We start from the raw sequence: 12,819 nt of genomic DNA, 5'->3' as shown, positions 1-12,819 counted from the left end.
GCCGGTCTCGACGAGGGAGGCGACGGATGACCTACGTGATCGCGGAGCCCTGCATCGGCACCAAGGACACGGCGTGCGTGGCGGTCTGCCCGGTCGAGTGCATCCATCCGACGAAGGATGAGCCGGAGTTCGAGTCGGCGGAGATGCTCTACATCGATCCCGAAACCTGCATCGACTGCGGTGCGTGCGAGCCGGAGTGCCCGGTCGAGGCGATCTTCGAGGAGGAGTACCTTCCCGACAAGTGGAAGAAGTACGTCCAGATCAACGCGGACTGGTACAAGAACCGGTAGCCGAACCGGGCGGCGCCGCTCTCCGTCTCCCGCGCGGGGCGGATCCGGCCAGGGTTCCGGCTCTCGCCGGGGGCGGCCGTGAACGCGAGCGAACCCTACCTGGCGGCTTGGGCGCAGCGTGACGCCCAGACGCGGGGGCGGCGTTATCCGCAACAGGAACACCCTTATCGTCCCCCGTACGCGCGCGACCGCGACCGCATCATCCATTCGCGGGCGTTTCGCCGGCTCGAGTACAAGACGCAGGTTTTCGTCAATCACGAGGGCGACCACTACCGGACGAGGTTGACCCACTCGATCGAGGTCAGCCAGATCGCCAGGACCGTGTGCCGAGCGCTGAGGCTGAACTCCGATCTGGCGGAGTCGCTGGCCCTCGGACACGACCTCGGTCACACCCCGTTCGGTCACCTCGGCGAGGAGATCCTCGACGAGCTGATGCGGGACGAAGGCGGTTTCGACCACAACCGCCAGACGCTCCGGGTCGTCGAATTCCTGGAGCGCCGGTACCCGGAGTTTCCCGGTCTCAATCTCACGTGGGAGGTCAGGGAGGGGATCGTCAAGCACTCGGGGCCGCCCGACCTCGCGCGGACACCGGAGGCCGCGGAATACCTCCCCGAGACACCGCCGCCGCTCGAAGCCCAGCTGATCGATCTGGTGGACGAGATCGCTTACAACCACCACGACATCGAAGACGGTCTCGAGTCGGGGTTGCTCGACCTCGACGCGCTCGTCGACGCCGTGCCTCTTTTCGGTGATCCGTTCCGCGCCGCGGCGAAAGACCATCCCGGGGAGGACGCGTGGGTCCGGGCGAAGGTCGCCCTGCGGCGCGTCATCGATACGCTCGTCACCGACCTGGTGACCACCACGCGCGAGAGGATCCGGGCGGCTGGGGTCCGGTCGGTGGACGACGTTCGGTCCCAACCGGAATGGCTCGTGGGCCTGTCGGACCCGGTGGCCTCGGCGAACCGGACCCTGAAACGCTACCTCTGGCAGCGCCTCTACCGGCACCCCCGGATCGAAGCCACCCGGCGGCACTTCGGCTCGGTCGTCCGGGAGCTGTTCGCGGCCTACGTGGCCGATCCCGGTGAGATGCCGGAGCGCTTCGCCGCCCTGGCCGAGGAACAGGGGGTGGCTCGGGCCGCCTGCGACTACATCGCCGGCATGACCGACCGGTTCGCTCTCCAGGAGCACCGCCGCCTCTGCGGCGGCCCGGGCCCGGACGCGCTGCCGAGCGCGACCCACTGATTCTCGCTCTGGACGCCGTTCGGCCGGGCCCTATATTCGCCGGAGGGAGGTGCGAGGATTCCATGTCGTTCCGTCGCTGCGCGTCCCGGTTCCTGTTCGCCTGGATCGCCGCCGCCCTCCTGGCGGTCGCCCCTAGCGCCGAAGCCGGCCGCCGCTGGCAGGGCAGGCCGGAGGAGCGGCCGTCGGCCGCTCCGGGAAACCTGGGCATCGCCGACCTTCACGCCTACCAGATCAGCACCGGCGGGGCGAGCCACCGCGTCCTCCTGCGGGCCCTGGTGGAGAACCAGAGCCCCGTCGATCGGGAGAGGCCCTGGCGCCTCGTGGTACGAGGGAGCGGGGGCGACCCGCTGTCGACCTGCGCGGGCGACGGTCTGCCGAGAGGCAGGGTCGCGGTGTGCGAGATGTGGCTCGACGGGAACCCGTTCGACGAAGGCGACCGGATCGAGGCCCGCCTCGACCGCCAGTGGGAGGATCTGGCCGAGTGGGACGGCGATCCTTCCAACGATCGGGCCGAGACCGAATACCGCACCTTCCCCCCCGGCGGCGCTCCGCTTCGAATCGCCTCGTGGAACGTCAGGCCGCGGATCCTCCACGGGATGGGGGAGGTCCAGTTCGACTTCACGGTGGAAGGGGCTCACCTCGTCTGGCTGCTGGTGGAAGGCAAGCCGCCGCGGCTGCTCGCCGGCCATCCGGCGGATGGATTGGTCTCGGGACGGGGAACGGAACGGATCACCTCCTCCGGGCCGGTGACGCTGGTGGCGCGCAACAGCCTCGGGGCGTTCGTCTACGAGGCGATCCCGGTGCTGAACAGCTACCGTCCGCGACGCCCGCGTTGGGATGACGCGGGAGCGGCTCCCTCGAGCGACGTGGTGCTGGCCAAGGTTCTCGAAGCCGGCGTGTACGAAATCCCGGCCGACGAGATCGTCCTCGGCAGGCTTTCCTCCTATCTGGCGGCACGAGACTGGGCAGCGGCGCTCGAGCACCTGAGGGAACTCGACCGGCAGCGCTCGCAACCCGTTCCCGCCAGCGCACTCAACCCCGAAGGACTCGAGCGCTGAGCGCCGCCTCCGGTCTCACGCACCGTCCGCTGCGAGCTCGACGATGACGGGAGCGTGATCGGAGGGAGTCAAGCCGCGCTGCTTTTTCCGGAACTCGCGGTCGATCGTCGCTTCCCTCGCCCACGCCGCCACCGGGCGGGTACCGAGCACGAGGTCGATCCGCAGCCCCTGGCCGCGGTGGAACGCGCCGCCGCGGTAATCCCACCACGAAAATGCGCGCTTCCCGGGGTGGAGCGTCCGGAACAGATCGACCAATCCCCACTCGCGCAGGCGCGCCACGCGCGCGCGCTCCTCGTCGGTGTGGAAGATCGTCCCCGCGAGCATCTCCTCGTTCCAGGAGTCGAGGGGTTCCGGGACGACGTTGAAATCGCCGCAGACCACGAGCGGTCGGTCCGGATCGTAGGCGCGGGCCAGCCAGTCGGAGAGGGAATCGAACCACGCGAGCTTCCGCTCGAAGTCTTCGTGGCCGACCGCTTTTCCGTTCGGCACGTACACGGTCACGAAGTGCAGGCTACCGCTGCGGGCGGCCAAGAGCCTCGCGCCGGCGTCCTCTTGGCCCGGAAGTCCGCGCGCCGTCTCCTCGATGGGGAACTTCGCGAGGATGGCCACGCCGTTCCACGCCTTCTGCCCGTGGACGAGCGCCTGGTAGCCGAGTTCCCGGAACGGCTCGTGTGGAAACTGATCGTCGGTCAGCTTGAGCTCCTGCAACCCGACGAGATCCGGCTCGCGCCGGCGCAGCCATTCCAGGACGAACTCCAGGCGGGCCCGAAGGCCGTTCACGTTCCAGGTGGCGATCCGCATCCGTCCGCCCGTCCCATCGCAGCGGTTCCCCGCGCGCGTCCCATCCTACGCCGAACTCAGGGATGCAGGAATCGACCGGGACGGGACTCGCCGGGCGGCCCGCACGGTCCGCGAGCCGTTCCCGCCGGCGGCGGCCGGCCGGCAACGGCCGACGGGGAAGAAGGGCGCGTCCCGACCTCGCCTTGCTTTTCGGGGCTCGGAGCGCGCACGGGGAGCGCACCGGCCGGCGCGGAAGAGGGGCCCGCCGGCGCGGCGCGGAAGTCTCGGCGGGCCACCGAACGGCAGGGTGCCACCGCGATGGAGCGGTTCCCCCGACAGGGCGCAACCTCTCACCCAAGTGACTGAAAGCTCGGAAGCTCCGGCCTCCCGGCGGCCGCGGCGGGGTTGTGGCGAGCCTCCCTTTTCCCCCGAGGAGTCGCGCGGGGACTCGCTCCGCCGGAGCGGCACCCCCGGAGATCTGGCGCAGCGGCGCGGGGGCCATGGAATTCCGGTTGTGCGCCGGCATCCGCTCCAGGAGGGCCATCGGGGCAGCGGCGCGGATCGCGCGCGGGATCGCCCTGCTCCGCAGCCTCGGGATCCGTTGAGGTCGGCGCCGGGACGTGGCCGGCCCCGGCGAGCTCCGCCACCGGTCCGTGCGGGACCGGACGATCTTCTGGCGGCCGGCGATCGCCTCTTTCGGATGGGAACCCCCTACCCGCCGAGGTTCAGCGCTGCACCCGGCGGTCCGAGCCGGGCGGAGAAGGCCCGTCGCTCGCGGCCGCTCCGAGCCGAGCCCGAGATCGAGGTCCGATGGCGTGGAAACGGCGCCCCGCCGTCCGGTCATGGGAGGGCGGTGGCGTCCCCGCGCGAAGGTGCGAACCGCGCGCCGATTCGCCGTCGGGGTGCGCGTCGGGTGGAGCTCGCCGCCGGAGGCGAGCATGCGCTTCGAACCTGCCGAATGTCGTGGAGAAGGCCGCCGGCGCGCGCCGCCGGCGCTGCGCCGCTCGTTCGATCGGCCCCCGGCGCGCTCGGGCCGAGTTGCCCCCGGCTTCAGGGCTTCTTGAACAGCGAATCGAACAGCGCCTTCGCGTCCTGCTTTCCCTTGCCGCCCAGACGCTTCCCCGTGGCGTCCAGGACGAGCCTGGCGTCGTAGTGGGGGCACGAGTTGGCCTTCCACTTGTCGCCGACCGGAGCGACCCCGTCCACGAGGCACTGGTGCCTCGCCTTCGGATCGAAGTGGCGGCAGTGACGGCACGAATGAAGGGCGGTGCCGCAGCGGTCGCAGGCGGACCGCGGCCCGATGAACGCCGCCTCGGCCAGCTGCTGGTGGCCGCAGTTCTGGCAGCGCACGACGGTGGCCGCGCTGCGCTCCATCGCGCGCTTGAGCCGGCGCACCTGTTCGCGATTGCCCAGATCGGGCGGCGGCGGGGGCCGGTCGCGGGGATCTCGGCTCACATCGACCTCCCGGGGAAATGCGCGCTGGGGCCGCGCCGGAAAGGGAGGACCGGATCCGTCCGCGCCCCCCCGGGCGGACGATTCGGCGCGGCCGGATTGCTCGCTCCACCTCCCTGCGGGAAGGATACGGTGAAAGACCGCGGCGGGGAAGCGGTCCGGGCAACCCACTTTCCCGGCAGGCCTCTGGCCGTCCGGAGGCCCGCCCTCCGAAAGGAAGCCGTTCGGGGTTCGTTCCGCCGCGCCCGCCCCGGCAGCGGCGCCGGCCGGGGCGGCCTCCGGCGGAACCCTCTCCACACCGATCCACGCCCGCGGAGGAGCGGTCTCCACACCGACTCGTTGCCGTGCCGGGGCTTGCGACCGAACCGGCCGCGCGGCGCGGCGATCGCGCCTCGGCCAAGCCTCTCGGGGTGCGCCGTCAACGGCGCGGATCGGCGCGAAGCTCCGCCGGAAAGCGGACCAGCCCGGGAAGCCGCCACCGGGGCCGGCCGGCAACGGCAACTCGCCGACACTCGAGGAGTCGGGCGGGGTCGTGCAACCTCGAGGCCCGGCCCCTTCGATCGGGTTTCGATGCCGGAGCACGCCGTCAAGGAGGCACCCCTTCAGTCGGACCGAGGTGCATCCCGGATGGTGCGCTGGATCGGCCAACTCGATGGGAGACAAGCACCTCGGCTCGATTTCGCGCGAAGCGAGCGGCTGCGCACCGAAACCTCCGAGAGGCCGTCGAGTCGAACTCGAAAACGCACCATCGAGGAAGCACCTCGCGCCGGTTCCGCGGAATCGGCGGCAACCCTCGATCCGGCTCCGCTCGCGGCGTTACGGACCCGAGACCTCCTCCGGCACGCCCCGCGCAGCGCTTTCGCCATCGGCGCGCCGCGCACCGTCGCTCGGAGCCCGACCTCCGGCCGGCAGGGCGGCCAGCCGGACGGATCCGGGGTTCCCGCTCGGTCGCATACCGCCAGGGGCGCGCCCAGGCCGAACCCGAGCCGATCCGGTCTGGCGGCCACCCCCGGCGGATTCCGGGGTGCCGGAGTGGCCCGGTCCGACAGCGAAACGAGACCGAGCTGCCCCGCGGAGCGGACCGCCCTCCGACCGAGCCCCGAGGCGGAAGTCCGGCGGTCGATCGGCGTCGCGCAGCCGGCGAGGGAGGCCAATCGGCGCCAGGTATCGGGAACTCTCCCGAGTGACACCACCGGGGATGCGCCGCCCAAACAGCTCCTCCTGCCGGCACGCCTGCGCCCGCGAGGGCGGCCGCGGCCGTTCCCGCGCTCCCCTACGGCTCGTCCATCGTCGCCGCACGGGAACGCCCCGGTCCGGGCTCCTCGTGCCTCCTCTCCGCCGCGAAGACCGTGCGCGGCGGGGAGGCCAGTGCGAGCCGATAGCCCCGGCCCGGGCAGGTCTCGAGGAGCCGCGGGTCGACGCGGGCCTTCTCGAGGAGACTCCGCCGCAGGAGCCGGATCGTTTCCCGGACCGACGACGAGGACAGGGGCCGCCCCGCACGGCCTTCCAGCTCCCGGCGGAGCCTGGTGGCCGGGATCCATTCGCCCAACCCGTCCTCCCCCCGACCGCCCTCCGCGGCGAGGAGAAGGAGAGCGCGTCCCAGTCGCGGCGGGAGACGGAAGGACGGCCCACCGTCGATGGAGAAGAGCCGCTCCCCGCCGGGAAGAACCCGGACGAGCAGCGCGTCGGCGCGAGCGATCCCACGCGCTGGCCGGCGGCTCCTGCGCCGCCACCGCGACGGCAGCCGGGCCGGGCTCCCGTCGCCGTTCCAGGACTCCTCGAGTCGCTCCAAGGCGAAATCCAGGCGCTCGAGTTCGCGCACCCCGGCCTCGAAGTGTTCCCTCGCGCGGTCGAGCCGTCTCAGGCACTGGCGCACCGCCGCCCGGAGGCGCGAGAACTCCTGCGGGGGCGGGCGGGAGCTGGAATCGTCTCGTGGCGGCATTCGGGGAGCCGTCCCGCGGGTTCACGCTTGCACGCGGCGGCTTCGTCGCGGGACGAGCTTGGGAGGAAATACGCGAATCGGCCTCTGCGGGCAACGCTCGGGGATCCGCAGAGCGCGAAACGCGGGCGGCAACCTCGCCCGATCCCCTCCCGGCGCGGGTTTCGAAGCGATGGCGGGTGGCGGTCGCCGTCGCCGGCAGCCGCCGACGTCCCGGCGATCCGACCCAAGCCTCTCACCCGGTTGACGTTGCGTTCCTGTCTGGCCGCGGTGACCGGGCCGCCGGCGCTGTGACGAACGCTCGCAAGACGATGACGCGGCATGACGCGCCGAGGTCTCTCTTCGACACAGCACCTGCGACGGCGCCGGTTTGGCACCGCCGGCCGGCCGATGACGCCGGCGCCGGTCCACCGGCAGCCCGGGTGTGTGGGATCTTTGGAGCGCGGTCACGGGGCGGGGAGAAGAGCACCGCCGCGCGGCGCCGACCGGCGAGCCGGCCCCCAGCCCCGAAGGGAGGAGCCCGATGCCGAGTCGAAGTGTCCAGGCGCGCCGTGAGTCGTCGCCGTCGTCCCCGCAGCTCGTACCCCTCGAAGGGTCGTTCGACGAAGGAGCCACGCTCGATTCCGCCACCGAGCGCCTGCTCGAAAGCCTGGTTCTGACGGAAGAGCCGGACGAGTTCGCAAGGCGGGTTCGGCAGAAGCCCGGGGAGTGAGCGGCGGGCCGTGCGCTTGCCGCCGCCGATTTTCGGCCTGGAGACGGAGTACGCCGCCGCCGCGCCCGGCCGCGAAGCCGGGGTGGTGGCCTCGGCGCTCGTTCGGAAGGTCGCGGCGAGCGTTCCGGCGATCCCTGCGGACGAAGGGGGAATCTTCCTGGCCAACGGGGCCCGCGTGTACGTCGACGCCGGCGGTCACCCCGAGTACGCGACGCCCGAGACGGCCGACCCGTGGCAGCTCGTGCGGCACGCGCGCGCCGGGGATCGCCTGCTCGCCCGAGCGTGCGCCGAACTCAGCGGGAGCCCCCGCGGACTCCGCGGTGCGGAGCTCTACCGGGGCAACGCCGACAGAGCGGGTGGCACCGTCACCTGGGGCAGCCACGAGAACTACGCCTGGTGGCCTGTCGACATCGACCCCTTCCCGCTCCTCCGGGCGCACCTCGCCACCAGGGCGCTCTACTGCGGCGGCGGGGGGTTTCTCCTGCGCGCCGGAGGGCCGCGGTTCGTTCTCTCTCCCCGCCTGATCACCGCGCGGCCGTACCGCGGGAGCGACCTGAGCTACCGGGTGGGCCGCGGCGAACCGATCCCGCGCATCCACGTGACTCTCGGTGAGACGCTTTGCAGCGAACAGGCCCTGTGGCTCCGCTTCGCCACCACCGCGCTGGTTCTCCAGCTCGCCCAGGCGGGGATCCCACCGCACCGGCCGCTGCCCGATCCGGACGAGGTGGCCGCCCTCCGGTTCGAACTCGCGCTCGCTCCGATCCGGGACGTGGCTTCGGCGCGCCACCGGCAGGCGCTGGAGGTCCAGCGCACGCTGCTGGAAATGGCCGAGCGCCATTCCGGTGCCCCCTGGATGCCGTGGTGGGCTCCCGTCGCCTGCCGCCGCTGGCGGGCGGTTCTGGGCCGGATCCAGCGCGCCGACCCCGGACTGCGAGCCACGCTCGACTGGGCGCTCAAGCTGGACCTGTGGTGCCGGATCGCGGCGGATGCGCGCGGAGGCGGCGCGCTCCTTCCGGAGGTGAACTCCGCCCCGGCCGATCCGGGACGCGCCGCCGTCCTCGATCTCGTCTTCGGGCGGCTGCACCCTCCCGGGATCTTCGAAACGCTCGATGCCGGCGGATTCCTCCGGCACCGCATGGTCCGGAGGGAGGCGATCGATCGCGCCCTCTCCGAGCCGCCCCGCAGGACTCGGGCGTGGGCGCGGGGGCGCGCCGTCAGGGTGGTCCGTGCCGGGACCGGGCAGGGCGTCGCCGGATGGTCCTACGTGCTCGACCTCGCCTCCGGCGCGGAGCTCGAACTCGGCGAGCCCTGGGAGGCGGAGGGCGCCTGGACGGCGAGCGCCGCCAGCCAGCCGGGCGCGAAGAGCGAACCGCTCGACGACCTCCCGTTCTGACCGGCGCGGACGTGAAGCGTCAGCCGGCGCGCAGGAGCTGGCGCAGGACGTACCTCAGGATGCCCCCGTGCCGGAAGTATTCGACCTCGACCGGCGAGTCGAGCCGACTCCGAACCTGGAAGCGCTTTTCTCCTCCGTCGTCCCGCGCGATCACCGTGAACGTTTGCTGCGGCTCGAGCGCACCCTCCACGCCCTCGATGTCGTAGAGCTCCCTTCCGGAAAGGCCGAGGCTCTCCCAGGAGGCGCCGTCGCAGAACTCCAGCGGCAGCACGCCCATCCCCACCAGGTTGCTGCGATGGATCCGCTCGAAGCTGCGCGCAATCACGGCGCGCACCCCCAGCAGCGCGGTTCCCTTCGCCGCCCAGTCTCGCGAACTCCCGGTGCCGTATTCCTTGCCCGCCAGGACGATCAGCGGCCGGCCCTCTTCCCGGTAGCGCATCGCCGCATCGTAGATCGTCATCGTCTCGCCGTCGGGAAGGTGCACCGTGTAGCCGCCCTCGGTTCCCGGCGCGAGGCGGTTGCGAAGCCGGATGTTGCCGAACGTCCCGCGGATCATCACCTCGTGGTTGCCGCGGCGCGAGCCGAACGAGTTGAACTCGGAGGGCTCGACGCCCTGCTCGATGAGCCACTTTCCGGCCGGGCTGTCCGGCGGGATCGCCCCGGCGGGGGAGATGTGGTCGGTCGTCACGGAGTCGCCGAGAAGGGCCAGCACCCGCGCTCCGCGGATCGGCGCGACCGGTCCCGCCTCGGGACCGAGGTCCTCGAAGAACGGAGGCTCCTTGATGTAGGTGCTCTTGGGGTCCCACTCGAAGAGATCGCCCTCCGTGACCGGGATGCGGTTCCAGTTCTCGTTCCCCCCGAAAACGTTCTCGTACTGCCGGCGGAACGATTCGGGGTCGAGCGACTCCTCGACGACCCGGGCGATCTCCTCGGGGCCGGGCCAGATCTCGCGGAGATAGACCGGTTGCCCGTCCTTGCCGGTTCCCAGCGGCTCTCGCGCGAGGTCCACGTCCATCCGCCCCGCCAGCGCATAGGCCACCACCAGCGGAGGCGACGCGAGATAGTTCGCGCGGCAGTGCGGATTGATCCGGCCCTCGAAGTTCCGGTTGCCCGACAGCACCGAGACCGCGACGAGGCCGTTTTTCTCGATCGCTTCCGCCACGGCCGGCGGGAGGGGCCCGCTGTTTCCGATGCAGGTGGTGCATCCGTAGCCGACGACGTGGAAGCCGAGCTGCTCGAGGTCCCGCAGGAGACCCGCCTTTTCGAGGTAGGCGGTGACCACGCGCGATCCCGGGGCAAGACTGGTCTTCACGTGCGCGGGGACGGCAAGACCCCGTTCCACCGCTTTCCGCGCCAGAAGGCCTGCGCCGACCATCACCGAGGGGTTCGAGGTGTTGGTGCAGCTCGTGATCGCCGCGATGACGACCGATCCGTGGCCGATTCCCGACCGCCGCCCGTCCACCTCGACCTCGATCGGAGCGCCGCGCCGGGGATCGTCCCCCGGCACACCGAAGCCCTCGCTCAGCTCCCGCTCGAACCGCTCCCGTGCTTCCGCGAGAGGCACACGGTCCTGCGGGCGGCGCGGTCCCGCGAGGCTCGGCTCCACACGGCTCATGTCCACCGTGATCAGGTCGGTGAACTCGGGATCGGGATCGCTGCCCGTCCGGTAGAGCCCCTGTTCCCGGGTGTAACGCTCGACCAGATCGATCAGCTCTTTCGGGCGCCCCGTCAGCTCGAGGTATCTCAGGGTCTCGCGGTCGACCGGGAAGAACCCCATCGTCGCGCCGTATTCGGGCGCCATGTTGGCGATCGTGGCGCGGTCGGCGAGGGGAAGTTTCGCGAGACCCGGGCCGCAGAACTCGACGAACTTGCCGACGACGCCGTGCCGGCGGAGGCGCTCGGTGACGGTGAGCACCAGATCGGTGGCGGTCGCACCGGGTGGGAGTTCCCCTTCGAGCCGCACGCCGACCACGTCTGGCGTGAGGATCGAAACCGGCTGGCCCAGCATCGTCGCCTCGGCCTCGATGCCGCCGACCCCCCACCCGAGAACACCGAGGCCGTTGATCATCGTCGTGTGGCTGTCGGTGCCGACGAGGGAATCGGGGAAGGCCACGGTGATGCCGCCGTCGGATCGTGTCTGTACCACCCGCGCCAGGAACTCGAGGTTGACCTGGTGCACGATCCCCGTGGCCGGGGGGACGGCGCGGAAGTTGTCGAAGGCGGCCGCACCCCACCGGAGGAACTCGTAGCGCTCGCGGTTGCGCCGGAATTCGATCTCGGCATTCTCGCGCAACGCGTCCGGCCGGCCGAAGACGTCGACCTGCACGGAGTGGTCGATGACGAGATCGACCGGGATCTGCGGGTTGACCCGCCGCGGGTCGCCGCCGAGGCGCGCCATCGCGCTTCGCATCGCCGCCAGATCCACCACACCCGGAACGCCCGTGAAGTCCTGCATGAGCACGCGCGCGGGAAGGAACGGAAGCTCCGGCCGTTCTTGGTCGCGCGGCCGCCACCCGGCCAGGCGCGTCACGTCCTCCTCGGTCACCAGATGCCCGTCGACGTTGCGCAACAACGACTCCAGCAGCACCTTGATCGAGAAGGGAAGGCGCGAGACCTCCCCGAAGCCCTGCTTTTCCAGCCGGTCGAGACGGAAGATCTCCACCGGGCCCGACGCTGTCTCGAGGCGATCACGGGCGTGGAACGGATCGGCGGGCATCGCTTCCTCCTTGCAATTCGTTCGACTCGGGTTCTTCGCCGAGGACCGGATGGCGGGCGGGGCCGCCCATGATACAGGCGCGGCCGGAAGCGCACGAGCCCGCGCGGATCAGGCGGGAGCCGGAGGCGGGCCGTCGAGTGCCTCCCGGACCGCACGAGGCAGGTCGGGATCGCGGAACGGTTTCCGGTAGATCCCCACGGCTCCGATCTGGAGCGCGTGCTCCTCGTGCTCCTGTAGCGGGTACGGGCTGACCATGACCGTCCGCTGTCCCGGCCAGTGCCGCAGGATCCGCTTCAGCACGTCGGGGCCGTTCCAGCCGGGGAGGACCATGTCGAGGAGGACGAGGTCGACCCGCGGCCGGTGGCGGAGCCGCTGGAGCGCTTCGCGCGGGGTGCTCGCCAACTCGACGTGGTACCCGTACGATTCGAGAAGGCGCATCGCCTCCTCCCGCGAAACCTCGTCGTCGTCCACGATCAGGACGGTCTCCCTGCCCCGCCACCGCGCCCGCGGATCGACCGGGACCGGCTCCGGAGCGGCTTCGACCTCCTCCTGGCTGACGAGCGGGAAGGCGAGGCGAACGGTCGTCCCCGCGCCGCGCTCCGACTCCAGCTCGAGGAAGCCGCCGTGGGCACGGACCGTTCCGTAGGCGAGGGTCAGGCCGAGTCCCGAAGCCCGCGAGCCCTTCGTGCTGAAGAACGGCTCCAGGGCGCGCGCGCGTTCCTCCGGGGTCATACCGGGGCCGCTGTCGGTGATCTCCACCACCGCGTACCGGCCGGGGCGCCGGCCGGGGGCGGCGGAGGCCGCCTCCTCGCCGACCTCGAGCACTCCGGTCCGGATCCTGATCTCGCCGTCCGGCTTCGCATCCTGGGCGTTCTGGAGGACCTGCCAGATGGCCTGGCGCACCTCGGACGGATCACAGCTGATGACGAGGCGGCCCTCCGCTTCGACCTCGACGCGGAGGGACAGCTCCGGTCCGCTGGCGCGGAGGAAGTCGGCGGCGGCGGTGCGCACGAGCCGCAACAGGTCGCAGGGCCGGTGCGTCGAGCGGTCGACGGAGCTGGGGGCCAGGGCGCGCACCCGCCGGGTGAGCGCGGCTCCCCGGGAGGCCAGCCGCTCGATCGCGCTGAGGAGCTCCCGTTCCCCCCTCGCCTCGCCCGGCTTGCCCGCGCTCCGAGCGAGCCTCCGGATCTGCTGGAACAGGCCGTCGAAGTCGCGCACCAGGCGCTCGGCGATGTCG

At 71.6% G+C, this 12,819-nt stretch carries 10 protein-coding genes; 5 read left to right on the top strand and 5 right to left on the bottom strand.

Annotated features, from left to right (window positions below; all coding sequences use genetic code 11):
- The first annotated feature begins 26 nt into the window (after positions 1-26).
- The 3 genes from D6718_10695 to D6718_10685 all read left to right on the top strand — a co-directional run bounded on the left by D6718_10695 (position 27) and on the right by D6718_10685 (position 2,590).
- A complete protein-coding gene (locus tag D6718_10695) occupies positions 27-290 on the top strand; it encodes a ferredoxin family protein (GenBank protein RMG44122.1) in 264 nt (87 codons plus the stop codon).
- Positions 291-368: 78 nt separating this feature from the next.
- The gene (locus tag D6718_10690; GenBank protein ID RMG44121.1) at positions 369-1,532 is read left to right on the top strand and encodes a deoxyguanosinetriphosphate triphosphohydrolase; all 1,164 of its coding nucleotides are present in this window, start codon (positions 369-371) and stop codon (positions 1,530-1,532) included.
- 62 nt (positions 1,533-1,594) lie between these two features.
- Positions 1,595-2,590 (top strand): hypothetical protein, encoded by a 996-nt coding sequence (locus D6718_10685; protein RMG44120.1) that lies wholly within the window; start codon positions 1,595-1,597, stop codon positions 2,588-2,590.
- A 15-nt stretch (positions 2,591-2,605) separates the two neighbouring features.
- On the opposite strand, the gene xth is transcribed toward D6718_10685, so the two are convergent.
- The 3 genes from xth to D6718_10670 all read right to left on the bottom strand — a co-directional run bounded on the left by xth (position 2,606) and on the right by D6718_10670 (position 6,764).
- On the bottom strand, positions 2,606-3,391 hold the full coding sequence (gene xth, locus D6718_10680) for an exodeoxyribonuclease III (GenBank protein ID RMG44119.1): 786 nt from the start codon (positions 3,389-3,391) through the stop codon (positions 2,606-2,608).
- A gap of 1,029 nt (positions 3,392-4,420) precedes the next feature.
- Positions 4,421-5,152, bottom strand: coding sequence for a hypothetical protein (locus D6718_10675; protein ID RMG44118.1), 732 nt, complete (start codon positions 5,150-5,152; stop codon positions 4,421-4,423).
- Between the two features lie 943 nt (positions 5,153-6,095).
- Positions 6,096-6,764, bottom strand: coding sequence for a hypothetical protein (locus D6718_10670; protein ID RMG44117.1), 669 nt, complete (start codon positions 6,762-6,764; stop codon positions 6,096-6,098).
- Positions 6,765-7,284: 520 nt separating this feature from the next.
- Here D6718_10670 and D6718_10665 point away from each other — a divergent pair.
- Together D6718_10665 and D6718_10660 are read left to right on the top strand one after the other, a co-directional pair.
- A complete protein-coding gene (locus tag D6718_10665; GenBank protein ID RMG44116.1) occupies positions 7,285-7,473 on the top strand; it encodes a hypothetical protein in 189 nt (62 codons plus the stop codon).
- A 10-nt stretch (positions 7,474-7,483) separates the two neighbouring features.
- Positions 7,484-8,866 (top strand): hypothetical protein, encoded by a 1,383-nt coding sequence (locus tag D6718_10660; GenBank protein ID RMG44115.1) that lies wholly within the window; start codon positions 7,484-7,486, stop codon positions 8,864-8,866.
- 19 nt (positions 8,867-8,885) lie between these two features.
- Here D6718_10660 and acnA read toward each other — a convergent pair whose 3' ends face one another.
- Positions 8,886-11,582 carry an aconitate hydratase AcnA gene (gene acnA, locus D6718_10655; protein ID RMG44114.1) on the bottom strand — a complete coding sequence of 899 codons (2,697 nt, stop codon included), beginning with the start codon at positions 11,580-11,582 and terminating at the stop codon, positions 8,886-8,888.
- A 108-nt stretch (positions 11,583-11,690) separates the two neighbouring features.
- A partial coding sequence (locus tag D6718_10650) for a response regulator (protein ID RMG44113.1) occupies positions 11,691-12,819 on the bottom strand: 1,129 nt, incomplete at its 5' end.

Source organism: Acidobacteriota bacterium, assembly GCA_003696075.1.
GTDB lineage: Bacteria > Acidobacteriota > Polarisedimenticolia > J045 > J045 > J045.
Note: the sequence above shows the minus strand (reverse complement) of the source record. Positions and strands in the feature narration are given on the sequence as shown.